Below are 26,040 nucleotides of genomic sequence, written 5' to 3' on the forward strand. Positions count from 1 at the left end.
GCGCATGGCCGGCCCGAGAAGCCGGCGCCGAGACGGCCAGGAATACGGCTTATGGACTTCCTCAACGCGATGGGCGGCACCGCCGGCGGTTTCTTCGGCGCCGTGATCCCGTTCCTGTTCGTGCTCACCGTCGTGGTGTTCGTGCACGAGATGGGCCACTTCCTGGTCGGGCGCTGGTGCGGGGTCGGCGTGCACGCCTTCTCGCTCGGCTTCGGTCCCGAGCTGTTCGGCTTCAACGACCGGCGCGGCACCCGCTGGAAGATCTGCGCGATCCCGCTCGGCGGCTACGTGAAGTTCCACGGCGACGTGAACGGCGCCAGCATGCCGGATCCCGAGGCGGTTGCCCGGATGAGCCCGCAGGAGCGGGCGATCAGCTTCCCGACCCAGCCCGTGGCCAAGCGCGCCGCGATCGTCGCCGCCGGCCCTGTGGCGAACTTCATCCTGGCGATCCTGCTCTTCGCGGGCGCCATCTGGCTCGGCGGCCGCTACGAGCTGCCCGCCCGGGTCTCGTCGGTGGAGCCGAACAGCGTCGCCGCCCAGGCCGGCTTCCAGCCCGGCGACGTGATCACCGCCATCGACGGCGAGAAGATCGGCGACTTCAACGCCATGTACCGCACGGTGACCGGCAGCGCCGGGACGCCGCTGACCTTCACGGTGGAGCGCAACGACCAGCCCATCACCATCCAGGCGACGCCGGCGACCTTCGAGGAGAAGACGCCGTTCGGCCGCCACCGGATCGGCCGCCTCGGCATCCGCTCGCCCGCCGGCTCCGAGGCGCGGCTCGTGCAGTACGGGGCGCTCGACTCGCTCAATCTCGGCGTGAAGGAGACCTACTTCGTCGTCGAGCGCACCTTCTCGTATCTCGGCAAGCTCGTGACCGGCCGGGAATCCGCCGACCAGCTCTCGGGCCCGATCGGCATCGCCCGCGTCTCCGGCGAGGTCGCCAAGACCGGCGGCGTCGGCGGCCTCGTCGGGCTGATCGCCCTGCTCTCGGTGTCGATCGGCCTGCTCAACCTGTTCCCGGTGCCGCTGCTCGATGGCGGCCACCTGCTGTTCTACGCCTTCGAGGTGGTGCGCGGCCGCCCCCTCAGCGAGCGGGCCCAGGAGATCGGCTTCCGCATCGGCCTCGCCCTGGTGCTGATGCTGATGCTGTTCGCCGCGTGGAACGACATCCTCAACCTCGGCGCCTCCTGGCGGAACACCTGATCCGGGGCCGGCGGGGATCCCGGGATCCGTGCCGGATCTCCACCGGAAACGCTGCCCCAATCCGGCCGCGATCTCGCCCGGAGACCGCCCGGATGACGCCCCGCCGGCGCGTCGAAACGGGGTTAAGAACGCGTTCACGCGGTCGCGAGCACGGCAAAAAAGCCGCGATGGCACAGGCGTTTACGGCGCGTTCACCATGATCCGCGGTTTGCCCGCAGCCTGACCGCACCGTTAAGTGGCGCGAAGGCCACGACCCCCCAAAATCCCCTGACGATGGCCTCCCGCGCGTTTGCTTGGCAGGGGAATCCCGCTAAGAGCTACGCTTGGACCGAAGCCACGCTTGGACCAGGTGACGGGACGGCCGATCAACGGTCGCCTGTGACGGGCTAACCCCCGCGACCAGAACAGAAACGGGCGATTGCATGATGTCGTTGACGGGGAAGCCCCGACGTAAGTCGGTGCGGAAAACCATCGTCCTAGTCACTGCCGGTCTGGGTGTCGTCCTGAGCGGGGCTGCCCAGGCGCAGCAGATCGTCGTCCAGGGCAACCAGCGCGTCGATGCCGACACGATCCGGTCCTACGTGACCGGGACGGCGTCCGGCTCCGCCGAGGAGGCCCGCCGCAACCTGCTCGCGAGCGGGATGTTCTCCGACGTGAAGGTCGCCCAGTCGGGCGGCCGCACGGTGGTGACGGTCCGCGAGAACAACCTGATCAACCGCGTTGTCTTCGAGGGCAACAAGAAGGTCGAGAAGGCGACCCTCGAGGGGATCGTCGAGGCCAAGGCCCGCGGGCCGTACAGCGAGGCGATCGTCAACGCCGACCTCGCGCGCATCCGCGACGTCTACAAGCGCTTCGGTCGCGGCACCGCCAAGGTGACCTACCGGACGGTCGACCTGCCCAACGGCCGCGTCGACGTGATCTACCAGATCGACGAGGGCGATAAGACCGGCATCCTCTCGATCAACTTCGTCGGCAACAACGCCTACTCGGAGCGGACGCTGAAGGGGCTGATGAGCTCCTCGGAGATGAACTTCCTGTCGTTCATCAAGACCTCCGACGTCTACGATCCCGACCGCATCACCAACGACCTCGACCAGGTCCGCCGCTACTACCTGAAGAACGGCTACGCCGACTTCCAGGTGGTCAGCGCCGACGCGCGCTACGTCGAGGGCGACAAGTCCGGCTACGTCATCACCATCACGGTGAACGAGGGCGAGCAGTACAAGGTCGGCGCCGTCCAGGTGGATTCGCGCCTGCCGGGCCTCGACACCACGCAGCTCGACAGCGACATCGCGACCTCGGTGGGCGACATCTACAACGCCGACGACGTCGAGAAGACGCTCAACAACGTCACCCGCCAGGTCAACCGCGCCGGCTACCCGTTCGCGCAGGTCCGCCCGACCGGCCAGCGCGACCCGGCGAGCCACCAGGTCTCCCTGGGCTTCGTGGTCGAGGACGGCCCGCACGTCTACGTTGAGCGCATCAACATCCGCGGCAACACCCGCACCCGCGACTACGTCATCCGCCGCGAGCTCGATATCGCCGAGGGCGATGCCTACAACCGCGTGCTGACCGACCGCGCCGAGCGGCGCCTGAACGGCCTGGGCTTCTTCAAGAAGGTCCGCTTCTCCAACGAGCCGGGCTCGGCTCCGGACCGCGTGATCATCAACATCGACGTCGAGGATCAGCCCACGGGTTCGTTCTCGGTGGCGGGCGGCTACTCCACCCAGGACGGCATCATCGGCGAGGTCTCGGTCTCCGAGTCGAACTTCCTCGGTCGCGGCCAGTACGTCCGGCTCGCCGGCACGGGCGGCCAGTACTCGCGCGGCGTCGACTTCTCCTTCACCGAGCCGTACTTCCTCGGCTACCGCCTCGCGGCGGGCTTCGATGCCTTCTACAAGTACTCCGACCTGACCCGGTACTCGCGCTACGAGACCACGGTGTACGGCGGTCAGCTGCGCCTCGGCCTGCCGATCACCGAGGAGTTCGGCATCACGCTGCGCTACTCGCTGTACAACACCGAGCTGAAGGTGCCGAACACCCTCAAGCGGCCGTATAACGACTGCTCGATCCCGATCCCGGGCTACACCGCCACCTACGCGGCGGGCACGATCGACCCGAACACCGGCCGGAACATCGGCGGCCAGTCGATCTACCCGAACTGCGCGTATGACGGCGAGGCCTCGATCGCCATCAAGGGCTCGCAGGGCAACACGCTGACCTCGCTGGCCGGCCTGACGCTCGCCTACTCGACCCTCGACGTGATCGGCGCGCCGCGCAACGGCCTCTACGCCGAGCTGAAGCCCGACGTCGCCGGCCTGGGCGGCGACTCGAAGTTCTTCCGCGTGACCGCCGACGCGCGGTACTACAAGGAGATCTTCGAGGACGTCGTCGGCTTCATCCGCTTCCAGGGCGGCCACATCTCGTCGCTCAACAACGACCCGCTGCGGGTGACCGACCAGTTCTTCCTCGGCCCGTCGCTGGTCCGCGGCTTCGCGCCGAACGGCATCGGTCCGCGCGACGTCGGCATCGCCGACGCCCGCTCGAACGCGATCGGCGGCTCCACCTACGTCGGCGGCACGCTCGAAGTTCAGTTCCCGCTGCCTCTCGTTCCGCGCGATCTGGGCCTGAAGGGCGCGCTCTTCGCCGATGCCGGCACGCTGTTCGGCTATCACGGCCAGCGGAACTTCAACGTGAACGGCGACGCCTTCATCAACGGCATCTCGCCGACGACCGGGAAGTGCAACTTCAACGCCTTCACGATCGGCGTGGAGCCGGAATGCGTGAACGTCCGCGACACGGCGGCGATTCGCTCCTCGATCGGCGCGTCCATCCTGTGGAACTCGCCGCTCGGCCCGATCCGGTTCGACTACGCCTACGCTCTGTCGAAGGACGAGGGTCAGAAGGTGTTCGTCCCGATCCTCGGCAAGTTCGGCCATATCGGCGCGGATCAGGTCCAGGCGTTCCGCTTCTCCGGCGGCTCGCGCTTCTGATAAAAATCCCGCGCGCCGGCCGGATTGTCCCGGCCGGCGCGTTGCCCAGCATGTCAGATCCCATTTTCTTCACCGCCGCCGCCGCCGGGCTCACGCTGGCCGAGATCGCGGCGGCCGCCGGCACGGGCCTCCCCGAGGGGGCCGACCCGGATCGCCGGTTCAGCGGCGCGGCCTCCCTGGAGAGCGCCGGTCCGGACCACCTCGCCTACATGGACAATGCCCGCTACGGCGACGCCCTCGCGGCGACGCGGGCGGGCGTCTGCCTGGTCTCCCCCCGCTTCGCGGCGCGCTGTCCCGCCGGGACCGTCGCCCTCGTCAGCCGCGATCCCTACCGCGCCTACGCGGCCCTGCTCGGCCGGCTTCACCCGGACGCCCTGCGTCCCGGTTCCCAGTTCGCGGTCCGCGGCGTCGCTTCCGGCGCCCACGTCCATCCCGAGGCCCGGCTCGAGGACGGGGTCACGGTCGATCCCGGCGCGGTGATCGGGCCGGGGGCCGAGATCGGCGCCGGGACGGTGGTCGGGCCGAACGCCGTGATCGGACCGGGCGTCCGGATCGGGCGCGACTGCGCGATCGGTGCCGGCACGACTCTGAGCCACGCCCTCCTCGGCAACCGGGTTATCCTCCATCCCGGGGCCCGGCTCGGGCAGGACGGGTTCGGCTTCGCCATGGGCGCCACCCACCTCAAGGTGCCGCAGGTCGGGCGCGTCATCGTCCAGGACGACGTCGAGATCGGCGCCAACACCACGGTCGACCGGGGCGCCTCGCGCGACACGGTGATCGGGGAGGGCACCAAGATCGACAACCTCGTGCAGATCGCCCACAACGTCGTGATCGGGCGCCACTGCGTCATCGTGTCGGGTGTCGGCATCTCGGGCTCGACCACGCTGGAGGATTACGTCGTCCTCGGCGGCCAGGTCGGCGTCGTCGGCCACCTGCGCATCGGCCGCGGCGCCCAGATCGCCGGCTCGTCCAACGTCAACCGCGACGTGCCGCCGGGAAGCCGCTGGGGCGGGACGCCCGCCAAGCCGGTGCGGGCGTGGTTCCGCGAGCTGACGACGCTCGCGCGCCTCGCCGAACGCTCGGGCAAGGAGCCCGCGGGCGACGACGCCTGACCGGGAAGGCCTTGCGCTTCCGGCGATTTCTTCCGAAGAGGGCGGTCGGCGCGCCGAAGGCGGCCGGATTGCGGGCCGCCGAAGGCGGCAAGTCGAGGTGCGGATTTCGATGAGTGAGGCGGCGCGCGAGACCGGCACCGAGCTGGGCATAGCCGACATCCAGACGCTGCTGGAGCTGCTGCCGCACCGCTACCCGTTCCTGATGGTGGACCGCATCGTCGAGATCGACCGCGACGAATCCTGCGTCGGCATCAAGAACGTCACGGCCAACGAGCCGCAGTTCATGGGCCATTTCCCCGACATGCCGGTCTTCCCGGGCGTGCTCCTGATCGAGGGCATGGCGCAGACGGCGGGCGCGATCTGCTGCCGCCACATCCGGGCGGACGGGCGGAACACCAAGCAGGTGTTCTTCATGACCATCGACAAGTGCAAGTTCCGCAAGCCCGTCACCCCCGGCGACCAGGTGCGCTTCCACATGACGAAGCTGAACCAGCGCCGGACCATGTGGTGGTTCCGCGGCGAGGCCCGGGTCGACGGCACGCTGGTCGCCGAGGCCGAGATCAGCGCCATGCTGGTGACGGAGTGACCGCGCCCGTCATCCACCCGAGCGCCGTGATCGAGGCCGGCGCCCGGATCGGCGACGGGGCGCGGATCGGCCCCTTCTGCCATGTCGGGCCCGAGGTCCAGCTCGGCGCGGATTGCGAACTCATCAGCCACGTGGTCCTGGCGGGCCGGACCGCGATCGGCCCCCGCACGCGGATCTTCCCCTTCGCGTCGATCGGCCACCAGCCGCAGGACCTGAAGTACCGCGGCGAGCCCTCGACCCTGACGATCGGCGCCGATTGCCTGATCCGCGAGGGCGTCACCATGAACCCGGGCACCAGCGGCGGCGGGCTGGAGACCGTGGTCGGCGACCACTGCACCTTCCTGGCCAACTCGCATGTCGGCCACGATTGCCGGGTCGGCGCCCACGTGATCTTCTCCAACAACGTCATGCTGGCGGGCCATTGCAGCGTCGGCGACTACGCGATCCTGGGCGGCGGCGCCGCCGTGATCCAGTTCGCGCGGGTCGGCGCGCACGCCTTCGTGGGCGGCCTGTCGGGCCTGGAGAACGACTGCATCCCCTACGGCATGGTGCTCGGCAACCGGGCCTACCTGTCGGGGCTCAACATCATCGGGCTCCAGCGCCGCGGCTTCGCCCGCGAGGACATCCACGCGCTGCGGCGCGCCTACCGCCTGCTCTTCGCCCCCGAGGGCACGCTGATGGAGCGGGTCGAGGACGTGGCGGCGACCTTCGAGTCCCACGCGGCGGTCGCCGAGATCCTCGACTTCATCCGCCTCGGCGGCAAGCGCTCGATCTGCACGCCGCGCGAGGTTCCGACCCCGATCAGCGCCGCCTGAGCGGCCGGGCCGTGACCGATGCCGATCCCGCCCCCGAGGGGGCCCTGGTCCTGATCGCCGGGGCCGGGCGCCTGCCGGAGCTCGTCGCCGAGTCGCTCCGCCGGGCGGGCCGGCCCTTCCGGGTGATCGCGCTGCGCGGCTTCACCGGGCCGGCCCTGCGTGCCGGCGCCGACGCCACGGTCGACCTCCTCGATCTCGCCGCCACCCTGAGGCTGCTGCGGCGCTGGGGGCCGGCGACCGTGGTGCCGGCGGGCGGGGTCTCCCGCCCGAGCCCGGCCGCGATCCTCAACGCGGGCGCCGCCCTGCGCAACCGGGAGGCCCTGCGGGCGATCGCCGGCGGCGGGGACGACCGCCTGCTGCGGGCCGCCGTCGCGCTGGTCGAGGAGGCGGGCCACCGGGTCGTCGGCGTCCACGAGGCCGCGCCGGACCTGCTCTGCCCGGACGGCCCCCTCGGGCGCCGGGCCCCGGACGCCGAGGCGGCCGCCACGATCCGCACCGGGCGCGGCGTCCTCGACGCGCTCTCGCCCTACGATCTGGGGCAGGCGGTGGTCCTGGCCGGCGACCGGATCCTCGCGGTGGAGGGACCGGAGGGCACGGACCGCATGCTCGCCCGGGCGCGGGCCCTGGGACGCCGCCCCTTCGGGTTCGGCCGAGCGATGCCCGCGACCGTGCTGGTGAAGGCCCCGAAGGTCGGCCAGGACCGCCGCATCGATCTCCCGGCCGTCGGCGCGCGGACCGTGCGCAACGCGGCCCGGGCGGGCTGCGCCGGCCTCGCCCTGGAGGCGGGCGGGACCCTGGTCATCGACCGGGCGGCGACGGCCGCGGAGGCCGACCGCCTCGGCCTGTTCGTGGTCGGGTACGGAGGCGCGCCGTGACCGGCCGGCCCCGGACGATCTGGCTCGTGGCCGGCGAGGATTCCGGCGACCAGCTCGGCGCCAAGCTGATGCGCGCCCTGCGCGAGGCCGCGCCCGACACCGTGTTCGGCGGCGTCGGCGGCGAGGCCATGGCGGAGGCGGGATTCGCGTCCCTGTTCCCCCTCGATGACGTGGCGGTGATGGGCTACCTGCCGGTCCTCGCCCGGGCCCGGACCCTGCTCCGCCGCATCCGCGAGACGGTCGAGGCGACGGTCCGCGCCCGGCCCGACGTGCTGGTGATCATCGACAGTCCGGGCTTCACCCACGCGGTGGCGCGGCGGGTGCGCAGGGCGGCGCCCGGCCTCCCGATCATCGACTACGTGTCGCCGAGCGTCTGGGCGTGGCGGCCCTGGCGGGCGAAGGCCATGCGGCCGTTCATCGACCACGTCCTGGCCCTGCTCCCCTTCGAGCCCGACGCGCATCGGCGGCTCGGCGGACCACCCTGCACGTATGTCGGGCACCCGCTGATCGAGCGCCTCCCGGAGCTGCGGCCCGGCGCGGCCGAGCGGGGACGGCGCGAGGCCGTTCCCTACAGCCTCGTGGTCCTGCCAGGCTCCCGCCGGTCCGAGATCGAGCGGCTGATGCCGGTCTTCGGGGCGGCGCTGGCCCGCGTGGCCGAGGGCCTGGCGGTCGAGGCGGTGCTGCCCGCCGTGACCCGGCACAGGGACCTGATCGAGCGGCTCTCGGCCGACTGGGCGGTGCCGGTCCGCATCGTCACCGGCGAGGCACCGAAGTACGCCGCCTTCCGGGAGGCGCGGGCGGCGCTCGCCGCCTCCGGCACGGTCACGCTGGAGCTGGCGCTCGCGGGCGTCCCGATGGTCGTCGCCTACAAGGTCTCGCGGGCGGAGGAGTTCATCGCCCGCAGGCTGATCCAGGTCCCCAGCATCGTGCTGCCGAACCTGATCCTCGCCGAGAACGCGATGCCGGAATTCGTCCAGGCCGACTGTACCCCGGACCGCCTCGCCGGCGCCCTGCGGCCGCTCCTGGCCGGCGGTGAGGACCGGGAGACCCAGCTCGCCGCCCTCGGCCGCATCGACGGGCGGATGCGGCTCGCCGCGGAGGACACGCCGAGCCGCGCGGCGGCGCGGATCGTCCTGCGCGCGGCCGAGGGGCGCGGGGCGGATCCGGCGGCGTGACGGCACCGCTCAGCCGGCGCGGCGCCCGCAGCGGATATAGGTCGAGGTCCCGCGGCTGCTCGACCAGGTCAGATGCTCGCCGTCCACCTGCAGGCGGACCTGCGACGACCAGTGACGGCCGCGATCGCTGCACTCGGCGGCGGTGACCCAGGCGGCGCCGCTCCGACGCGTGTCGTGGAAGACGCAGAGCGTGCGGCCCGCGCGGGCGCGATCCGCCGTGATCGTGGCCGGGATGTAGCCGCGCCGCCGCGACCGGGTCCCGCAGGCCTCGGGTGTCGGCCCCCAGACACCGACATACTCGGCCGGGGCGACCGCCGGGGCCGCGGCAGGGGCAGGGGCAGGGGCGGGCGACGGGCGGGCGGTCGCCGCCGCCGAGGGTACCGCCGCGGCGTTCTGGGCGGGCGCCGGCGGCGACGAGGCCGCCATGGCGGTCTGGCTGGGCGGCTCGGCCGGGGGCGCGAACTGGTCGGGCTCGTCGAGCATCACGACGCGGCGCGCGGCGCGCGGGCCGGAGGAGCCGTCCGCGGACGGGCTCGCTTCCGGCCTGGACGGGCGGAACGGCAGGTCCTCGGTCAGGTAGGCGGCGCTGTAGGCGAAGAGGCCCACCCAGCCGAGGATGAGGAGCGTCGGCAGGGCGAAGCGACGCCAGGAGCCGGAACGCGCCCCGTCGCCCGGATCCGCCAGCACCACCGCCCCCATGGCCTGCCCCCCTCTCGTCCGATCAGCGGCCGAAGATGCCCTTCAGGAACTGCGCCGTACGGTTGCGCTTGCGCTTGCGCTCCAACTCCGAGGCGTCCTTGAGCCACGCCACCTGCACCACGCGCCGCTCGCCCTCGAAGGGCTCGTGGCCGTGCCAGGAATTGTCCGCCCGCAGGAACGCGAACATCGTGCCCATGGTCGGCGGAACCTCCACCGCGAAGGGCTCGTAGTTGCGTCCGTCGTAGAGCACCCGCAGGCGGCCGGCCGCCGGGGCATCCCAGGCATCGTTCATGTAGACGAGCAGGGTGAGCACCTTCGACGGGCCGTCGGTGTGGATCGAGCCGTATTTCAGCTGGCTGCGGCGCATGATGGTCGTCAGCCGCGGGCAGGAGACGAGGTCGATGCCGAACTTCTCGCCGAGAATCTCCGAGAAGGCGTCGCTCTCCAGCTCGTCGATCAGCGCCTTGAACCGGCCCTTCAGCGCGACCTCGTCCACCGTGAGGTAGCCGGGCTTGCCGATGTCCGGGAAGTCGCGCCGGATGTCGTCGATCGCGTCGGGATTCAGGACGTTGCTGCCCAGCGTGTAGGCGTAGGGCTCGCGGGAGACGGGCGCGGCGCGCACGGCGGAGATGTCGAGGATCGAGAGAGCGGACATCGCTGGGTCCCTTGGCTCCGGCGCCGGTCGGCCGGCACGCGGGGCGCCGGAGACGCGTGCCGGGGGGCCGGTCCTGCCGTCGTGCCGGGGCCGCCCGCGCAGGCGTCCACGACCACAGATCTACAGCTGCTTCCGGCGATCCCGGAATCTCCTAATCCGCCGATTGCGGCGGTCCAACGGCGAAAGCGGCCCGGTGGCGCATTCCGGTGACAGTCTCGGACGGCCCGCTTGTGCAGGATGGCGCCAGACCCGCGGGCTTTCTTCCCGGGTGCGTACCGGAATCCGTGCCCGATGAGGCCGTTGGCCCTCGCTCTGCTGTTCACCCACCTCGCCGCAGTCGCGGCCGGGGTCGAGGCCCATGCCCAGTCCCGCCCGCCCCGCGGCTCGATGACGGCGCGCATGACCTGCTCCGAGGCGATGGCCCTCGTGAGGAACGAGGGCGACGTGATCATCGCCGCCGGGTCGGCGCCGGAGCGCTTCGTCAGCAATCCCGGTCAGTGCAGCGGCTCTGAGATCGCCGAGCTGCGCTTCGCCCCGACGCGGGACAACCCGCAATGCCCGATCGGCTACCATTGCCGCGAACCCGGCTTCGAGGAGTGGAACTGGTAGCCGCGCCGCCGGCGTAAATCGCCGCACCGCCGGAACGTGACCAAAGTTTCACGCGACAGCGCGGGCACAGTGCCACTATCTGGCCATCTGCCGGGGCCAAGGCCGCCGGCGGCGTCCCGAGCGGGCGCGCACGGATGGGGGATCGACGGTGGCAGCACTCAGGACCGGACTGGGTATCCAGGCCGTGCTCACGGCCCTGGCCGCGCTGATCCTGCTGGCGTTTCCCGGAATCCCGAGCCCGCCGCTCTACGTCTCCCTCGCCGGCTTCGCGATGGCGGGCATCCTGATCGCCTCGAACGGCATCTCGGCCTACCTGAAGGTCTTCGTGTCGGTCTACGGCGTCGGGTACCTGCTGCTCGCCGGCTCGAAGACGGTCGCCGCCATGGGGCTGCTGCCGCCGGTGATCGCGGCCCTGCTCCCGCCCGCCTTCGCGGCCACCGGCGCGGTGGTCTTCGCCGCCATCGTGCTCGGCATCTCGCATCTCGAGCCGATCCGCGCGATCACCAACATCGCCGACCCGTATTTCGCCAATCGCGACAAGCCGACCAAGGAGATCGGCCTGTTCCGCTGGTTCGGCACCACCGAGGGACGGATCGGCCGCAACCTCGTGGCGCTGTCGATCTTCGTCAACTTCGCCGACGTGGCGCTGACGCTGCGGTTCAACTTCTTCTACCGCGACATCTACAACTCGCTCCAGGAATACGACGCCAACGCGTTCTGGTACCAGCTGCTCTGGGTGTTCGTGCCGCTGGCCACGCTGAACATCGCCATCGGCATGTTCGACCTGTTCGTGGATTCCTCGCTGCTGATCCGCTGGCGCACGTGGCTGACGCACAGCCTGTACGAGCGCTGGCTCGGCAACGGCACGCATTACCGGATCCCGTTCACCGACGAGGAGGCGGATAACCCGGACCAGCGTATCCAGGCCGACGTCAACAGCTTCATCGTGCAGACCACGACGCTGTCGATCCGCCTGCTCAGCCAGGCCGCGCAGCTCGTCTCGTTCATCGTGATCCTCTGGACCCTGTCGCGCGACTTCGTCGTGCCGTTCACCGACACGGTGATCCCGGGCTTCCTGGTCTGGCTGGTGATCGCCTACGCGGTGGTCGGCACGTGGCTCACCCACCTGATCGGCCGGCCGCTCATCGGGCTCGACTTCCGGCAGGAGCAGGTCGAGGCGAATTTCCGCTTCGCGCTGGCCCGGAACCGCATCTACTCGGAGCAGATCGCCCTGCTGCGCGGCGAGCGTGCGGAGGCCTCGCGGCTGTCGACGCTGTTCCACAGCGTGATCGACAACTACGTCGGGATCATCTTCCGCCGCATCAAGCTGATCGCCTTCACGTTCAGCTACCGGCAGGCGAGCGTGATCTTCCCGATGGTGCTGGCGGCGCCGTCCTTCTTCGCCAAGAAGATCACGCTGGGCGCACTCCAGCAGACCTCCCAGGCCTTCAGCCAGGTGCAGAGTTCGCTGTCGTTCTTCGTGGATTCGTACACGACGCTGGCGGCCTACAAGGCCAACACCATCCGTCTCGGCTCCTTCCGCCGGGCGATGACCAAGGCCGAGGCGCTGGAGGCGGCGGGCTACGGTCTCGTCCAGGGGAACGAGAGTGCCGGCGACGTCACCGCGCGCGATCTGGTCCTCGCCCTGCCGAACGGGAAGCCGATCGTCACCGCCGACGCGCTGACCCTGCCGCGCGGCGGCGCGACCCTGGTCACCGGTCCCTCCGGCTCCGGCAAATCGACCCTGTTCCGGGCGATCGCGGGGATCTGGCCGTTCGGCAAGGGCCGGGTCGACGTGCCCGCCGGGCAGTCGGCCCTGCTGCTGCCGCAGCGGCCCTACATCCCGCAGGGCACCCTGCGCGGCGCCGTGGTCTACCCGAACACCACCGACCAGTTCCCGGACACGGCGATCCGGGACGCCCTGACGGCCGCGCAGCTCGCCCACCTCGTCGACCACCTCGACGAGAGCGACACCTGGGAGCGGCGGCTGTCGGGCGGCGAGCAGCAGCGACTGGCCATCGCCCGCGCGCTCCTGGCGAAGCCCGAATGGCTGTTCCTCGACGAGGCCACGGCCTCCCTCGACGAGCCTTCCGAGGCGGCCCTCTACCGGATGCTGCGCGAGCGGCTCCCCGGCACGACGATCGTGTCGATCGGCCACCGCTCGACGCTCGACGCCTTCCACGACCGGCGCATCGCGCTCGAGCCGGAGAGCGGTGTGTTCGTCCCGCGGGTGCAGAGGCAGCCGCTCCCGGCGGAGTGAGGGGCTGCAACAGCTCCCACCTCTCTCTGCGGGTGGGGGCCGTGCCCTCTCCGTCATCACGAGCGCAGCGAAGTGACTCAGGGCAGCGCGACATCCTGGAGATGTGGCGCGGCCCTGGCTCGCTTCGCTCCGCTCGCAAGGACGGCGGTTGCGGGGCTCACGCCGTCCGCAGCCCCGCGGCGGCCCGGGCGGCCCGCTCGATCGCCGCCGGATCCGGCGTGCCGGGCTTCACCACCCAGCTCCCGCCCACGCAGAGCACGGACGGAATCGACAGCCAGTCGGGGGCGGTCGCCTCGGTGATCCCACCCGTGGGGCAGAACCGCACCGCGCCGAACACCGCCGCGTGCGCCTTCAGCGCCTTGATCCCGCCCGCGGCCTCGGCCGGGAAGAACTTGAACCGGTCGAGCCCGTGGTCGAGGCCGCGCATGATGTCGGCTGCCGTCGCGACGCCGGGGAGGTAGGGCACGCCGTTCGCCTTGGCGGCGTCGGTCAGGGGCGCCGTCAGCCCCGGTGACACGATGAACTCGGCGCCCGCCGCGAGGGCGTTCTCGAGGTCGCGCGGGTTCAGCACCGTCCCGGCGCCCACCACCGCGCCCTCGACCCGGGTCATCTCCCGGATGACGTCCAGGGCGGCCGGGGTCCGCAGGGTGACCTCCAGGGCAGTCAGGCCCCCCTTCACCAGGGCCTCGGCGATGGGCCGTGCCTGGGCCGCGTCGTCGATCACCAGGACCGGAATGACGGGCACGGAGCGCATCAGCGCGTCGATGCTGGTCAGATCGTTCATGGTCGGCAACTCCCTGCTGATTTCAGAGGCCGGCGGCGGCGAGCATCGCCGAGGCGCCCCGCTCCGCCGTGTCGGCCCCCTGGCGCATGAACGCGAACAGCTCCCGCCCGGTGCCCGTCGCGGGCTCCGGCGCCTCGGCCTCGGGGCGGGCCGCGAATTCCGCGTCGTCGACGAGAACCTGCAGCAGCCCGTCGGCGGCGCTGAGCCGGACGATGTCGCCGTCGCGGATCCGCCCGATCGGGCCGCCGCCCAGCGCCTCGGGGCTGAGATGGATGGCGGCCGGGACCTTGCCCGACGCGCCCGACATCCGCCCGTCCGTCACCAGGGCGACCTTGTGGCCGCGATCCTGCAGCACGCCGAGCGGCGGCGTGAGCTTGTGCAGCTCGGGCATGCCGTTCGCCTTCGGGCCCTGGAACCGGACCACGACGACCACGTCCCGCTCCAGCTCCCCGGCCTTGAAGGCCTTCAGCACCTCGTCCTGGTCGGAGAAGACCTGGGCCGGGGCCTCGATGGTGCGGCGGTGCTCCTCCACGGCGCTGGTCTTGAACGTCGCCCGGCCGAGATTGCCCTTCACGAGCCGCATGCCGCCGTCGGGCTGGAACGGGTTGCCGGGCCGGCGGATCATCGTGTCGTCCAGGCTCTCCGGCACCGCGTCCTCGAAGACCAGCTCCTCGCCGTCGAGCTTCGGGTCGCGGGCGTGGTCGCGCAGCGACTGGCCCGCCACGGTCAGGATGTCGTCGTGCAGCAGGCCCGCGTCGAGCAGGGCCGCCATCACGAAGCTCATGCCGCCCGCGGCGTGGAAGTGGTTCACATCGCCGGCGCCGTTCGGGTAGACGCGGGCGATCAGCGGCACGGCGCTGGAGAGGCGGTCGATATCCTCCCAGTCGATGACGATGCCGGCCGCGCGCGCGATCGCCGGCAGGTGGATCGCGTGGTTGGTCGATCCGCCCGTGGCGAGGAGCCCGACCGCGGCGTTGACGATCGCCTTCTCGTCGACGCAGAGGCCGAGCGGCCGGTAGTCGTTGCCGGCGCCGCCGATCTCGGTGAGGCGGTGGATCGCCGCCCGGGTCACGGCCTGGCGCAGCTTGGTGCCGGGATTGATGAAGGACGCGCCCGGCATGTGCAGGCCCATCATGTCCATCATCATCTGGTTGGAGTTGGCGGTGCCGTAGAACGTGCAGGTCCCGGCCGCGTGGTAGGAGGCGGACTCGGATTCGAGCAGCTCCGCCCGGCCGACCTTGCCCTCGGCGTAGAGCTGGCGGATCCGCTGCTTCTCCTTGTTGGCGAGGCCCGACGGCATGGGCCCGGCGGGGATCAGGATCGTCGGCAGGTGGCCGAAGCGCAGCGCCCCGATCAGCAGGCCCGGCACGATCTTGTCGCAGATGCCGAGCAGGGCCGCGCCGTCGAACATGCCGTGGCTCAGCGCGACCGCGGTCGAGAGCGCGATCGTGTCCCGGGAGAACAGCGACAGCTCCATGCCGCTCTGCCCTTGCGTGACCCCGTCGCACATGGCCGGCGTGCCGCCCGCGACCTGCGCGGTGGCGCCGCGCTCCCGGGCGAACAGCTTGATCTGGTCCGGGTAGCGCCCGTAGGGCTGATGGGCCGACAGCATGTCGTTGTAGGCGGTGACGATGCCGATGTTCATCACCGTCCGCTCGTCGCGGATCGCCGCCTTGTCCTCGCCGGAGGCCGCGAAGCCGTGGGCGAGGTTGCCGCAGGCGAGCTTGCCGCGCCGGACCCCCGCCTCGCGCTCGCGGGCGATCAGGTCGAGATAGGCGCGCCGGGTCTCGCGGGAGCGCGTCACCACGCGCTCGGTGACCGCCGCGACCTCGGGATGAAGCTCGGTCATGCTTGTTCCTCCAGGCTCGGTGCCGACGGGGGCGGGGCCGATGCCGCGAGTCGGGATCGGCCGCGCGGCCGCGTCGGTGCCCGGTATCTAAGGGGTGCGCCGCGGGATGTAACCCGGGGCGAGCGCCGGCGACGCCGCGCGGGCCGCCCGCCGCACCGTCACCCGCGGAGCGACGTGACCCAGGGCAGCGCGACCCCGGACGGCTTCGCTCCGCGCGCGAGGACGGCCACCGCGCGCCTCTGCCCGGACGCCCGACGCCGGCCCGCCCCAGGACGGGGTCGAGCCCCGGGGACGCGGCGCGCCCCCGGACTCAGTACTCCCAGAAGATGCGCTGCAGCTCCTTGGTGTCGCTGGTCTTGGTGAGCGCCACGGCCGCCAGGATCTTGGCCTTGGCGGGGTTCAGGTCGTGGGCGACCACCCAGTCGTACTTGTCGTCGGGCTGCTCGGCGTTGCGCAGGACGAAGCCGTCCGGCACCCGCGACGAGCGGATCACGATGGCGCCCTTGGAGCGGATGTCCTTCAGCTTGTCGACGAGGTAGCCGGGCACCGAGCCGTTGCCGGTGCCGGCGTTGACGATCGCCTTGGCGCCGGCCTGGAGCTCGGCGTCGTAGACGCCCGGGATCATGTTGCCCGAGCCGTAGACGATGCCCACCAGCGGCAGGCTGTCGATCTGGTCGATGTCGAACTCGGAGCTCATGTTGTGCCGCTTGGTCAGCGAGCGGAAGAAGTAGGTCTTGCCCTCGACCACCATGCCGAGCGGCCCCCACTGGCTGTAGAAGGCGCTGGGCACGATGTTGGTCCGCTTGTTCACGTCGCGGCCGCACTGGATGTAGTCGTTCATCGTCACGGTGACGCCCTGGCCGATCGCCTCCTTGCTGGCGGCGACCGTGACGGCGTCGAGCAGGTTGAGGGCGCCGTCGGCCGAGATCGCCGTGCCCGGCCGCATCGAGCCGACCACCACGATCGGCTTGTCGCTCTTCACCACGAGGTCGAGGAAGAACGCGGTCTCCTCCAGCGTGTCGGTCCCGTGCGTGACGACGATCCCGTCGACGTCGTCCTGCTTCAGGAGCTGGGACACGCGCTTGCCGAGCTGGACCAGCTGCGCGTCGGTGAAGCTCTCCGAGGCGATCTGGAAGACCTGCTCGCCGCGGACATTGGCGATGGTGTTCACCTGCGGCACGGCGGCGATCAGCTTGTCGACCGGCACCTTGGCGGCCGTGTAGGTGGCGCTGTTGGCGGCGTCCGCCCCGGCGCCCGCGATCGTCCCGCCGGTGGCGAGGATCACGACGTTCGGCTTCTTCGCCGCGGCGGCCGTGCCCGCCTCGGGCATCTCGCGGGCGCTGAGGGGCGCCGCCCCGAATCCGCTGGCCAGGGCCAGGGCGAAGACCGCTCCGCGCAGGGGAAGAGCCGCGCCGCTTCGGCAGGAGAACATCGGAGATCCTCGATGGTTGACGGGAGAGCGAGTGGGACTCGACGCGGGGATGGTAGCCGCGCCCCGCTCCGAGGCAAGGATCATGCAGAGCGCCGACGCGCAGGGCGTGACGGATCGTTACGCAAGCTCGGACGTTTATGGGGGTTGCTGTCCGCTCGGAGGTAGATCCCATGCTGCATCTCGCCGGCCTGCTCGAGGAACTCGAGCGGAGCGAGCCCGCGCGGGCCGCGATGTCGATCCTCGAGACGTCCCTCGCGCGCCGCTCGACGGAGGAGCAGGGCGCGTTCTGGCGCGCCGTCGACATCTACTACGTCTCGCGGAAGGCCCCGCCGGAGGCGACCGTGCCGGGCCAACTCGGGTCAAGTAGAGTCGTGCCGGCCGAAGTCGTGCCTGCCGAAGTCGTGCCGGAGCTGGCCGCCGCGTCCTGAGGCTGGCCCCCCGGGTCGGCGGGCCGCGCTCAGGCGCTCGCCGGCACGGCCGGCGGCATGCCGGCGCCGCTCTCGGGCTCGCTGCCCGCGCGCACCGCGCCGCGGGTCTCGGGCATCAGCGCGAAGTAGAGGACGAAGCCGAGCGCCGCGATCGCCGCCAGCGCCAGGAAGGCGGTGGAGTAGCCCGCCGACACGATGATCACGCCGGCCAGGGTCGCGCTCAGGGAGGCGCCGATCCCCTGGGCCGTCGCCACGGCGCCCTGGGCCGCGTTGAACCGGCCGCCGCCGCGGGTCAGGTCGGCGACCACGATCGGGAACAGCGCGCCGTAGACGCCGGCGCCGATGCCGTCGAGGAGCTGGACGCCCACCAGCCAGAACGGGTTGTCCGACAGCGTGTAGAGGACGCCGCGCAGCGCCAGGATGCCGAAGGCGGTGAGGAAGATCGGCTTGCGGCCGATCACGTCGGCCTTCGCGCCCACGAAGATCGCCACCGGCACCATCACGCACTGCGCCGCCACGATGCAGACCGCGATCAGCGAGGTCGCGTGGTCCTTGCCCGAGATGTGCGTCAGGAGCTGGCCCACCGAGGTCAGCATCGCCGCGTTGGCGAGGTGGAAGATCGCGCAGAGCACCGCGAAGATCAGCAGCGCCCGGTTCTGCAGCAGGGTGGCGAGGCCCGAGGGCTTCTCCTGCGCCTCCTCCTCGTCCTCGGTCATGCCCCGGGCGAGGTCGTTGTCGATCGCGTCGGCCGGCACCATCAGCATGGCGCCGATCGACAGCGCCGCCAGGATGCCCATCAGCCAGAACACCACCACCGGCCCGAAGAAGTAGGCGAGCCCGCCCGCCAGGGCGGCGGAGACCGCGTTGCCGGCGTGGTTGAAGCCCTCGTTGCGGCCGATCCGCTTGGCGAACATCTTCGGTCCGACGAGGCCCAGCGTGATCGCGGCGAGCGCCGGCGGGAAGATCGTCCCGGCGACGTGGGCGATCGATTGGGTCGCGGTCACGAGGTAGAAGTTCGAGATGAACGGCAGGACGAGGCAGCTGGCCGTCACCGCGATGGCGCCGCCGATCACCACCGCGCGCTTGTGGTTGGTGGCGTCGATCAGCGCCCCGGCCGGCGTCTGCGCGACGAGGCCGAGGATGCCCGCGATGGTCATCACGAGGCCGGTCGTGGCCTCGTTCCAGCCCTGGTCCGGACCGCGGACGGCGATCAGGTAGATGGCGAGGTAGGGGCCGAGGCCGTCGCGCACGTCGGCCAGGAAGAAGTTGAGCGCGTCGAGCCCGCGCAGGGCCTTGGCCGAGGGCGTCCGGCCGCCGGCACCCGTCTCGATCCTGTTCATCCTGCCGCGATCCCCCGACCGGCCGTCGGCAGGCCCCGATCGGGGCCGCACCGCTGCACGCGGGGCTCGACGCCCGCGTGCGCCATCGGTTCCCGCGTCGCCGGGACCTCACGCGGGATGTGAACGATTCTCCGGCCGAAGCGGGCGTCAGGCCGTGTCGGTGCCCGCCGAAGCGTCGGGAATCCCGACAGTCTCTGTCGTCTCTTCCGACAGATCTGTCCCCGGCGCGCCGAGGCCGTAGCGCTCGATCTTGGCGTAGAGGAGCTGCCGCTGGATGCCGAGCCGGCGCGCGGCCCGGGCGCGGTTGCCGTCGGCCTCGCGGAGCGCGGCGGCGATCATGGTCCGTTCCAGGCGGGCCACCGCCCCGGGCAGGTCGCCGGCGAGCCAGTCGGCCACCGCGTCGTCGCCGCGTCGCTCGGATCGCGAGGCCGGCAGATCGACGGCCTCGGCCGCGATCACGCCGCCGCGCACCAGCACGGCGGCCCGCTCCACCACGTTGCGCAGCTCGCGGACATTGCCGGGCCACTCGTAGGCGAGCAGGCGCGAGGCGGCACCGCCGCTCAGGCGCTTGCCGGAGGGGACCAGGAAGTGCTCGGCGAGCGGCACGATGTCGGCCAGGCGCTCGCGCAGGGGCGGCAGGGTGATCGGCACGACGTTCAGCCGGTAGTACAGGTCGGCGCGGAACGCACCCTCGGCGACGAGGGCCGGCAGGTCGCGATGCGTCGCCGCCACGAGCCGGACATCGACCCGCGCGGACCGGCCCCCCAGCGGGGTCACGACGCAGTCCTGGATCACCCGCAGGATCTTGGCCTGCATCGCCGCCGGCATGTCGCCGATCTCGTCCAGGAACAGGGTCCCACCCTCCGCCTCGTGAAAGGCGCCCGCGCGGTCCGAGACCGCCCCGGCGAAGGCGCCCCGGACATGGCCGAAGAGCTCGCTCTCCAGGGCCTCGGCGGGAATCGCCGCGCAGTTCACCGGGATGAACGGCCGCGCGCGGCGCCGCGAGAAGGCGTGCAGGGCCCGGGCGACCTCCTCCTTGCCGGTGCCGGTCTCCCCCTGGATCAGGACCGTGGACGCGCTGTCCGCGACGAGGCCGATGGTCTTCTGGACCTTCCGCATGCCCGCGCTCGATCCGATCAGCACCGGGTCGCCCGGCGGCGGGGCGGCGCTGCCGGGATCGGAGCGGGCGCCGCGCAGCATCGCGTCGAGGGCGGCGGCGAGATCGGCGCGGCCGATCGGCTTGGTCAGGTGATCGTGCGCCCCGAGGCGCATCGCCTCGATGGTGTTGGCCGGGCTCGCGAAGGCAGTCAGGACCGTCACGGGGGGCGGCTCCGGCAGGGCGCGGATCCGCGCCAGCGTGGCCATGCCGTCGAGGACGCCGGGCATGCGCAGGTCGAGGAGCACCGCCGCCACCGGACCCGCGCCCAGCCGCGCCAGCGCCTCCGCGCCGGAGGCGACCGGGAGCGCGGTGTGCCCGAGATCGGTCACCGTCTCGGCGAGCCCGTCGCGCAGGGCTCTGTCGTCGTCGACGATCAGGATGGTTGCCATGGCAGATCCAGGACAAAGGTGGTCTCCGGCACGTCCTCGACCAGCCTCGCCTCGCCCCGATGCGCCACGGCGATCTCGCGCACGATCGCGAGCCCGAGGCCCGTCCCGTCGGGCCGGCCGGTGACGAAGGGCTCGAACAGGCTGGCGCGGATCGCCGGATCGACCCCGGCGCCGGTATCGGCGACGCTGAGGCGCAGCCGCAGCGCGCCGTCGACCGTCACCCGCTCGGCGCCGAGGCGGACGCGCCCGCCGGCCGGCGCGTGCTGCAGGGCGTTCAACAGCAGGTTGTCGACGGCCCGGGCGATCTGCGCCCGGTCGAGATGCGGATGGTCCGCGGCGGGCAGCCCGTCGGCGGTGACCGCGATCCGGACCGACCGCGCGCTCGCGAGGTCCTCGTGCAGCTGCGCGCACTCGGTCAGGAGCGGTGCCACCGGCGTTGGCATCCGGTTGAGCGGCCGCGCCTGCGTGAGGTTGAGGAGGTCGCGCAGCAGCGTGTCGACCCGCGCGATCTGGCCGAGCACCGCCTCGAGGGCGGTGGCGGCGCGGTGCGCGTCGCCGCTGACGAGGGCGTTCTCGGCCTTGAGCCGCATCGCCGCGATGGGATTGCGGATCTCGTGGGCGATGCTCGCCGCCAGCCGGCCGACGGCGGCGAGGCGCTCGGTCGCCACGATGCGCGCCTGAGCCTCTCGCAGCCGCCCGCCGGCGGCGTTGAGGGCGTCCACCAGCCGGTCGAGTTCACGCTCGCCGGTGCGGTCGAGATGGGGCAGGTCCTGCCCGTCCGGGCGCGCCGCGGCGAGCGCGGCCTCGAGCCGGGCGATCCGCCCGGAGAATCCGTACAGGAACCAGCTCAGGAACGCGGCCGATCCAAGCACCGTGGCGGCGAGGAAGCCGAGGCCCGCGAGGAAGCGCGTGTAGGTCGGGCCGTCGTTGACGTGCGCGCGCGTCATCGACCACGCGGTCAGGCCGGTCTCCGGCCCGTGCAGCGGGCAGGCCTGGAGCATCAGGACCTGGGTCCGGCTCGGCCGCCGCTCCGAGACCGCGTGGTCGACCCGCAGCGCCTGGGCGTTCAGCGCCGCGACGGCGTCGCGCTCGGCCGCCGGGAAATCCGTCTTCGGCCCGGATCCCTCGTAGGTCGGATAGGCGTACGCCACGGATCCGCGCGCGGCGCTCCAGATCCCGCCCTCGAGGCCCGGGAAGCGCGCCAGCGCGGCCGACACGGTGCCGACCAGGTCGGCCTCCGCGCCGCTCGCGCCGCGGGCGCGCACCAGGGCGGCGTACCGGTCGATGATCTCGCGGCAGGCCCGCCCGACCGCGAGATCGGCCTGCGCCACCTGGACGCCCGTCGACTGGTCGTAGACGCCGAGCATCAGGTAGGCGGTCGCGGCCGCGGAGGCGACCAGCAGGACCCAGAGCGCGAGCAGCCGGGCGCGCAGGCTGTAGGCCGTCACGGCGTTGTCCGACCCGGCATGGCGCTGGCTCCTGCGGCGCCGTCGCGCGCCCGGACCCCGTTCCTAAGCCATCGACCGGTCCCCTGGCCACGCGAGGACGGTTCGTGCCGTGCACGTGGGACCGCGATGACCGGCGCGGCCTGCGCGTGCGGCCCCCGGACCAGACCCGAACGCGTCCGGAGAGGGACGCCGCGACGGGGGCACCGCGTCCGGTGCCCCCGTCGTGGCGGGAAGACGTCAGTCGCCGATGCGGGCGCGCGCGCTCACTTGCGGTTCGTGATGAGGCTGTCGACGTTCTTGTTCGCTTCCTTATTCTCCTTCCGCTGCATCGCCATCTCGCGCTTGGTGTCCTTCATCGACATCTCGTCGCGCTTGCCCTGCGGCATTTCCTTCGGGGCCGCCAGGGCGGGCGTGACTGACCAGAGACAGGCCAGGCAAAGAGCAGCGCGCGCCGTAGTCTTGAACATGATGCCTCCTCCATTCGATCGGTAGTGCGAGACGTCTTGAAGACATCGCCGGTTCCTCATGCGGGGATCACGGAGGTGCGATCCGCCGCGTGGCGGTTCACGCCTCAGGGCGGACCCGAGGGGTTGATCGGCAGGGCGTGGCTTCCGAGCTGCACGCAGGTCAGCATCGCCACGTAGGACGGGGCACCGCCGATCTGGCTCTCCGCCGCGCAGGTCCGGCGCTCCGCCACGTCGAACGTCGCCCAGCGCTTGGCCAGGGCGCGCCGCGCGGCGGCCTCGTCGGACAGGCAACCCCGGTAGCTCGCCCGATCGACGGCGTCGGAGCCTGCCCGGTGCTCCGGCGCGCAGATCGCCCGGATGTTGAAGTCCGGAACCCCCGCCGTCCGGGCGGAGGCCGCCAGGGTCCCGCCGAGGAGCAGTTCGAGTCCCAGGATGGTCGAGATCCAGAATCGCCGCATGCGGCCCTCCCTTCCGCGCGCCGACCGGGCCGCGCCCGAGATCCGTCGGGCGCGGCCGTCTTCAGCGGTCGGTCACTTGCTGGTCTTGGTCCCCGCGGTCGAGCCGGTGGCCTGCGGCGCCCCCTTGTCGGCCGTGGCGGCGGTCGCCTTCTGGGGCACCGCGACCGCGTCGATCACGTCGAAGCGCATATTGTCCTGCGCGGACTTCAGGGCGGCGTTGGCCTCGTAATACTTGCCCTGGTTGATCAGCGTCGCCGCCTGATCGACGTCGGTGATGGTCTTGTTCAGGGGCAGGACCGCCATGGTGAAGTTGACGTCGACGTGGGCGAGCTTGAGCTTCTCCAGGGCGCCCTTCTGGTCCCCCTGGGCGAGGTTCTTGTTCGCCTCGGTGACCGCGGAGGCCTTGGCGGGCGTGGCCACGAAATCGTCGCCGAGGGTCAGCTGCGCGTCGACCGGGACCCAGGCCACCTGCTCCGTGGAGGCCGTCTTGGAATCGGCCTTGGCGCCGGCCTTGGCGTCGGCCTTGTCGCTCGGCGCAGTCGCCTTGTGGGCGGCCATGTCGGCCGGGGACTTGAGATCGGCCTCGGCCTTGGTGAACACCGCGTCGTCGGTCTTGGCCTTCGCGAAAGCCGCCTGCGCCTTGGCGATCATGTCCTTGGCCTGGCCGGGATTGGCCTCGAAGATCGCGAGGCGGGTGAGCTGAAGATCTCTGAAGCCCTGGGCTCCGTCCTTCGAGAGCTTGCCGACATCCTTGTCGACCGCGGCCTGACTCGCGCTCATCTGCGTGCCGTTGTGCTGGACGGCCTGCTCCGCCGCGAAGGCAGTTCCACCGAGGATTGTGGTGAGCACGAGGGCCGCAGCCATAGATTTGCGATAGGACATAGTAATATCTCCCTCTGCTGCCGGAGATAAGGCCTTCATCTGCATTGGCCTCATTCATTCCGTGTTCAGATAATAGAGCAGCCATCATTTGGTCGCATGACCGAAGGATTAAAAAACGGCAATGCGCCGGCCGCCGTCGCGGGGCTCAGCGCTGCAGGAAGCGGCCGGCGCGCGCCTCCAGCAGCGCCACCAGCGCCGGCGCCATGAAGGCGTGCACGTCGGGGATGTCGAGGCAGACGAGGCGGGTGCTGCGCAGGGCGGCCTCGAAGCGGCGCATCAGCTTGCGCCGGTGCGCGCGCTCCATGACGACGACGATCCCCGCCCAGGCGAGATGATCGGCGTCTACCGGCTCGTCGGCGTCGGGTGACACGCCCGCGCTGGCCGTCTCGATGCGGGCAGGCGCGCGAAGATCCGTTCCGCGGTCGGGCTGCGGGCGCGCGCCCGGCCGCAGACGAACAGGATCCTCACGCGCTCTTTGCGAGGTCGGATTGCCGCTCGAACAGGGCGCGGTACGCCCCGTTCGGGCGGCGCAGCAGGGCGGCGTGGGGCCCGTCCTCGACGATACGGCCGCGGTCGAAGACGAGGATCCGGTCGAGGGCCCGCACGGTGGACATACGGTGTGCGATGACGATGGCGGTGCGCCAGCGCATCAGCCGCGCCATCGCCTCCTGCACCAGGGCTTCCGATTCCGAATCCAGGCTCGAGGTCGCCTCGTCGAGGATCAGGATCGGCGCGTCCGCCAGGAAGGCGCGGGCCAGCGCCACCCGCTGGCGCTCGCCGCCCGACAGCTTGACGCCGCGCTCGCCCACCAGGGTCGCGTAGCCCTTCGGCAGCCGCGCCACGAAGTCGTGCGCGTTGGCGAGGCGCGCCGCCCGCTCGATGTCGAGCGCCGAGGCGCCGGGCCGGGCGTAGGCGATGTTCTCGGCCAGGGAGCGGTGGAACAGCACCGGTTCCTGGGGCACGAGGGCGACCTGCGCCCGCAGGCTCGCCTGGCTCGCCGACGCCACGTCCTGCCCGTCGATCGTCACGCGCCCGCCCGACACGTCGTAGAGCCGCTGGATCAACTTGACGAAGGTCGTCTTGCCGGAGCCCGAGCGCCCCACCAGCCCGACGCGCTGGCCCGCCGGGATCGTCACGGTCAGCCCGTCGTAGAGCGCCCGCGTGTGGTCGCCGTAGTGGAAGCGCACGGTCTCGAAGCGGATCGCCCCGCCCGCGACAGCGAGCGGGACCGCGCCGGGCCGGTCCGCGACGCCGACGGGTTCGGCCTCCAGGGCGACCAGCTCCTCCATCTCGTTGATGGCCCGCTGCAGGTGGTTGATGTGGCCGCCGATGTCGCGGAGGTAGCCGTGCACCACGAAGGTCGCGGTCAGGACGTAGGCGACGTCGCCCGGGCTCGCCCGCTCCCGCCACCAAAGCCACGGGGCGATGGCGACGATGACGGTGCGCAGGACGAGCAGCAGCCCGAGCTGGCCGGTGCCGCCCCAGGTGACGATCATCCACGTGCGCCGAGTCCGCCGCTGCCACTTCGCCAGCAACCGGCCGAGCCGTGCCTCCTCCCGCGCTTCCGCGGCGAAGGCCTTGACGACGGCGTTGTTGCCGATCGCGTCGCTCAGCGCGCCGCCGAGGCGGGTGTCGAGGGCGTTCGAGAGCGCGGCCGCGGGCGCGATGACGCGCGTCGCGAGGAGCACGGTCGCGCCGACATAGGCGCTCGCGCCGATCGCCACCGTCGCGCCGAGGGCCGGCCAGTGCAGGCCGAGCACCAGGGCCGTGCCCGCGAGGACGACGAGCGCGGGCAGGAGCGCCAGCAGCAGCGTGTCGTTGAGCCCGTCGATCGCCCACATGCCGCGGGAGATCTTCCGGACGGTGGAGCCCGAGAAGGTGTTGGCGTGCCACTCGGTCGAGAAGCGCTGGACCCGGGCGAAGCCGTTGCCGACGATGTCGCTCATGGTGCGCAGGGAGAGCGGCACCGCGAGGCTCCAGGCGATGTGCCGCAGCAGCGCGGTGGCGAGGCCGAGCCCGGTCATCGCCAGGAAAGCCGGCCAGGCCGCGTCCAGCGCCGCGCGGCGGTCGCTCCCGGAGAGCGCGTCGACCAGGCGTCCCGCGAAGAGCGGCAGCAGGACTTCCGCCAGGGTGGCGAGCGTGATCGCGCCGATGAGACCGGTGACGAGGGGCCAGCGCCTGCGCCAGCTGCGGACGACGAAGGCCAGGACGCGGCGGACCGCGTCCGCCTTCCGGGGAGACGACAGAGACATGCGCGTGCCCGACGCGGGAGGGCGTCGGCTCCGGGTGACGCGGGCGTCCCATCGCGAACGATGCGCGCCGGCGAGATCAGGCGGGACTGGGTTCAGAGGCGCCGGGCGGCGGGGCCGGGCGCGGGCGGGGAGCGGCTAGCTGCCCTGCACGGGGCCGCCGACACATC

At 71.8% G+C, this 26,040-nt stretch carries 22 protein-coding genes and 1 pseudogene; 10 read left to right on the forward strand and 13 right to left on the reverse strand.

The genetic code is table 11. From position 1 onward, the window contains the following. Positions 1-51 precede the first annotated feature (51 nt). The 7 genes from ACLBXO_RS21730 to lpxB all read left to right on the forward strand — a co-directional run bounded on the left by ACLBXO_RS21730 (position 52) and on the right by lpxB (position 8,762). Positions 52-1,206 carry a M50 family metallopeptidase gene (locus ACLBXO_RS21730; protein ID WP_331317015.1) on the forward strand — a complete coding sequence of 385 codons (1,155 nt, stop codon included), beginning with the start codon at positions 52-54 and terminating at the stop codon, positions 1,204-1,206. A gap of 422 nt (positions 1,207-1,628) precedes the next feature. Then, positions 1,629-4,199: an outer membrane protein assembly factor BamA gene (bamA, locus tag ACLBXO_RS21735; RefSeq protein WP_331317017.1), complete on the forward strand. Its 2,571-nt coding sequence runs from the start codon at positions 1,629-1,631 to the stop codon at positions 4,197-4,199. A gap of 50 nt (positions 4,200-4,249) precedes the next feature. Continuing rightward, positions 4,250-5,311, forward strand: coding sequence for a UDP-3-O-(3-hydroxymyristoyl)glucosamine N-acyltransferase (gene lpxD / locus ACLBXO_RS21740; RefSeq protein WP_331317019.1), 1,062 nt, complete (start codon positions 4,250-4,252; stop codon positions 5,309-5,311). A 109-nt stretch (positions 5,312-5,420) separates the two neighbouring features. After that, positions 5,421-5,897 (forward strand): 3-hydroxyacyl-ACP dehydratase FabZ, encoded by a 477-nt coding sequence (fabZ, locus tag ACLBXO_RS21745; protein ID WP_331317020.1) that lies wholly within the window; start codon positions 5,421-5,423, stop codon positions 5,895-5,897. Continuing rightward, positions 5,894-6,712: an acyl-ACP--UDP-N-acetylglucosamine O-acyltransferase gene (gene lpxA, locus ACLBXO_RS21750; RefSeq protein ID WP_331317021.1), complete on the forward strand. Its 819-nt coding sequence runs from the start codon at positions 5,894-5,896 to the stop codon at positions 6,710-6,712. The genes fabZ and lpxA overlap by 4 nt, the downstream gene beginning before the upstream one ends. 11 nt (positions 6,713-6,723) lie before the next feature. Then, entirely contained in the window at positions 6,724-7,587 is an 864-nt protein-coding gene (locus tag ACLBXO_RS21755) for an LpxI family protein (RefSeq protein ID WP_447686636.1), read from the forward strand. Then, the gene (gene lpxB, locus ACLBXO_RS21760) at positions 7,584-8,762 is read left to right on the forward strand and encodes a lipid-A-disaccharide synthase (RefSeq protein ID WP_447686637.1); all 1,179 of its coding nucleotides are present in this window, start codon (positions 7,584-7,586) and stop codon (positions 8,760-8,762) included. The genes ACLBXO_RS21755 and lpxB overlap by 4 nt, the downstream gene beginning before the upstream one ends. Positions 8,763-8,771: 9 nt before the next feature. Here lpxB and ACLBXO_RS21765 read toward each other — a convergent pair whose 3' ends face one another. Beyond that, positions 8,772-9,461, reverse strand: a complete 690-nt coding sequence (locus tag ACLBXO_RS21765; protein WP_447686638.1) for a peptidase inhibitor family I36 protein — start codon at positions 9,459-9,461, stop codon at positions 8,772-8,774. 22 nt (positions 9,462-9,483) lie between these two features. Continuing rightward, on the reverse strand, positions 9,484-10,116 hold the full coding sequence (locus tag ACLBXO_RS21770; protein WP_331317024.1) for a 2OG-Fe(II) oxygenase: 633 nt from the start codon (positions 10,114-10,116) through the stop codon (positions 9,484-9,486). A 291-nt stretch (positions 10,117-10,407) separates the two neighbouring features. Here ACLBXO_RS21770 and ACLBXO_RS21775 point away from each other — a divergent pair, with 291 nt between their 5' ends. Together ACLBXO_RS21775 and ACLBXO_RS21780 are read left to right on the forward strand one after the other, a co-directional pair. Then, a complete protein-coding gene (locus tag ACLBXO_RS21775; RefSeq protein ID WP_331317026.1) occupies positions 10,408-10,725 on the forward strand; it encodes a hypothetical protein in 318 nt (105 codons plus the stop codon). A 148-nt stretch (positions 10,726-10,873) separates the two neighbouring features. Beyond that, the gene (locus ACLBXO_RS21780; protein ID WP_331317027.1) at positions 10,874-12,985 is read left to right on the forward strand and encodes an ABC transporter ATP-binding protein/permease; all 2,112 of its coding nucleotides are present in this window, start codon (positions 10,874-10,876) and stop codon (positions 12,983-12,985) included. Between the two features lie 157 nt (positions 12,986-13,142). Here the strand turns inward: ACLBXO_RS21780 and eda are convergent, their stop codons facing one another. The 3 genes from eda to ACLBXO_RS21795 all read right to left on the reverse strand — a co-directional run bounded on the left by eda (position 13,143) and on the right by ACLBXO_RS21795 (position 17,050). After that, a complete protein-coding gene (gene eda / locus ACLBXO_RS21785) occupies positions 13,143-13,769 on the reverse strand; it encodes a bifunctional 4-hydroxy-2-oxoglutarate aldolase/2-dehydro-3-deoxy-phosphogluconate aldolase (RefSeq protein WP_331317028.1) in 627 nt (208 codons plus the stop codon). A gap of 22 nt (positions 13,770-13,791) precedes the next feature. Further along, a complete protein-coding gene (edd, locus tag ACLBXO_RS21790) occupies positions 13,792-15,618 on the reverse strand; it encodes a phosphogluconate dehydratase (protein ID WP_447686639.1) in 1,827 nt (608 codons plus the stop codon). Positions 15,619-15,928: 310 nt separating this feature from the next. Further along, the gene (locus tag ACLBXO_RS21795) at positions 15,929-17,050 is read right to left on the reverse strand and encodes an asparaginase (RefSeq protein ID WP_331317032.1); all 1,122 of its coding nucleotides are present in this window, start codon (positions 17,048-17,050) and stop codon (positions 15,929-15,931) included. A gap of 170 nt (positions 17,051-17,220) precedes the next feature. Here ACLBXO_RS21795 and ACLBXO_RS21800 point away from each other — a divergent pair, with 170 nt between their 5' ends. Beyond that, positions 17,221-17,478, forward strand: a complete 258-nt coding sequence (locus ACLBXO_RS21800) for a hypothetical protein (protein ID WP_331317033.1) — start codon at positions 17,221-17,223, stop codon at positions 17,476-17,478. A gap of 29 nt (positions 17,479-17,507) precedes the next feature. On the opposite strand, the gene ACLBXO_RS21805 is transcribed toward ACLBXO_RS21800, so the two are convergent. The 8 genes and pseudogenes from ACLBXO_RS21805 to ACLBXO_RS21840 form a co-directional block, all read right to left on the reverse strand. After that, positions 17,508-18,818: an MFS transporter gene (locus tag ACLBXO_RS21805; protein ID WP_331317035.1), complete on the reverse strand. Its 1,311-nt coding sequence runs from the start codon at positions 18,816-18,818 to the stop codon at positions 17,508-17,510. A 147-nt stretch (positions 18,819-18,965) separates the two neighbouring features. Beyond that, on the reverse strand, positions 18,966-20,366 hold the full coding sequence (locus ACLBXO_RS21810; RefSeq protein WP_447686640.1) for a sigma-54-dependent transcriptional regulator: 1,401 nt from the start codon (positions 20,364-20,366) through the stop codon (positions 18,966-18,968). Next, positions 20,351-21,814 carry a sensor histidine kinase gene (locus ACLBXO_RS21815; protein WP_447686641.1) on the reverse strand — a complete coding sequence of 488 codons (1,464 nt, stop codon included), beginning with the start codon at positions 21,812-21,814 and terminating at the stop codon, positions 20,351-20,353. The genes ACLBXO_RS21810 and ACLBXO_RS21815 overlap by 16 nt, the downstream gene beginning before the upstream one ends. A 263-nt stretch (positions 21,815-22,077) precedes the next feature. Then, entirely contained in the window at positions 22,078-22,281 is a 204-nt protein-coding gene (locus tag ACLBXO_RS21820) for a hypothetical protein (RefSeq protein ID WP_331317041.1), read from the reverse strand. Between the two features lie 104 nt (positions 22,282-22,385). Then, entirely contained in the window at positions 22,386-22,739 is a 354-nt protein-coding gene (locus tag ACLBXO_RS21825) for a hypothetical protein (protein WP_331317043.1), read from the reverse strand. Between the two features lie 72 nt (positions 22,740-22,811). Beyond that, positions 22,812-23,621 carry a YfdX family protein gene (locus ACLBXO_RS21830; RefSeq protein WP_447686642.1) on the reverse strand — a complete coding sequence of 270 codons (810 nt, stop codon included), beginning with the start codon at positions 23,619-23,621 and terminating at the stop codon, positions 22,812-22,814. Between the two features lie 145 nt (positions 23,622-23,766). Then, positions 23,767-24,089 (reverse strand): annotated as a pseudogene (locus ACLBXO_RS21835) (low molecular weight protein tyrosine phosphatase family protein). Beyond that, positions 24,086-25,873 (reverse strand): ABC transporter ATP-binding protein, encoded by a 1,788-nt coding sequence (locus tag ACLBXO_RS21840; protein ID WP_447686643.1) that lies wholly within the window; start codon positions 25,871-25,873, stop codon positions 24,086-24,088. Before ACLBXO_RS21840 ends, ACLBXO_RS21835 begins: the two are co-directional and overlap by 4 nt. Between the last annotated feature and the right edge of the window lie 167 nt (positions 25,874-26,040).

The organism is Methylobacterium sp. C33D (genome assembly GCF_053345825.1).

Bases quoted from the DNA above. Each gene is read 5' to 3' on its own strand.
- ACLBXO_RS21730 (WP_331317015.1), top strand. From the start codon at position 52: ATGGACTTCCTCAACGCGATGGGCGGCACCGCCGGCGGTTTCTTCGGC.
- bamA (WP_331317017.1), top strand. From the start codon at position 1,629: ATGATGTCGTTGACGGGGAAGCCCCGACGTAAGTCGGTGCGGAAAACC.
- lpxD (WP_331317019.1), top strand. From the start codon at position 4,250: ATGTCAGATCCCATTTTCTTCACCGCCGCCGCCGCCGGGCTCACGCTG.
- fabZ (WP_331317020.1), top strand. From the start codon at position 5,421: ATGAGTGAGGCGGCGCGCGAGACCGGCACCGAGCTGGGCATAGCCGAC.
- ACLBXO_RS21765 (WP_447686638.1), bottom strand. From the start codon at position 9,461: ATGGGGGCGGTGGTGCTGGCGGATCCGGGCGACGGGGCGCGTTCCGGC.
- ACLBXO_RS21770 (WP_331317024.1), bottom strand. From the start codon at position 10,116: ATGTCCGCTCTCTCGATCCTCGACATCTCCGCCGTGCGCGCCGCGCCC.
- ACLBXO_RS21775 (WP_331317026.1), top strand. From the start codon at position 10,408: ATGAGGCCGTTGGCCCTCGCTCTGCTGTTCACCCACCTCGCCGCAGTC.
- eda (WP_331317028.1), bottom strand. From the start codon at position 13,769: ATGAACGATCTGACCAGCATCGACGCGCTGATGCGCTCCGTGCCCGTC.
- edd (WP_447686639.1), bottom strand. From the start codon at position 15,618: ATGACCGAGCTTCATCCCGAGGTCGCGGCGGTCACCGAGCGCGTGGTG.
- ACLBXO_RS21795 (WP_331317032.1), bottom strand. From the start codon at position 17,050: ATGTTCTCCTGCCGAAGCGGCGCGGCTCTTCCCCTGCGCGGAGCGGTC.
- ACLBXO_RS21800 (WP_331317033.1), top strand. From the start codon at position 17,221: ATGCTGCATCTCGCCGGCCTGCTCGAGGAACTCGAGCGGAGCGAGCCC.
- ACLBXO_RS21805 (WP_331317035.1), bottom strand. From the start codon at position 18,818: ATGAACAGGATCGAGACGGGTGCCGGCGGCCGGACGCCCTCGGCCAAG.
- ACLBXO_RS21810 (WP_447686640.1), bottom strand. From the start codon at position 20,366: ATGGCAACCATCCTGATCGTCGACGACGACAGAGCCCTGCGCGACGGG.
- ACLBXO_RS21820 (WP_331317041.1), bottom strand. From the start codon at position 22,281: ATGTTCAAGACTACGGCGCGCGCTGCTCTTTGCCTGGCCTGTCTCTGG.
- ACLBXO_RS21825 (WP_331317043.1), bottom strand. From the start codon at position 22,739: ATGCGGCGATTCTGGATCTCGACCATCCTGGGACTCGAACTGCTCCTC.
- ACLBXO_RS21830 (WP_447686642.1), bottom strand. From the start codon at position 23,621: ATGTCCTATCGCAAATCTATGGCTGCGGCCCTCGTGCTCACCACAATC.
- ACLBXO_RS21840 (WP_447686643.1), bottom strand. From the start codon at position 25,873: ATGTCTCTGTCGTCTCCCCGGAAGGCGGACGCGGTCCGCCGCGTCCTG.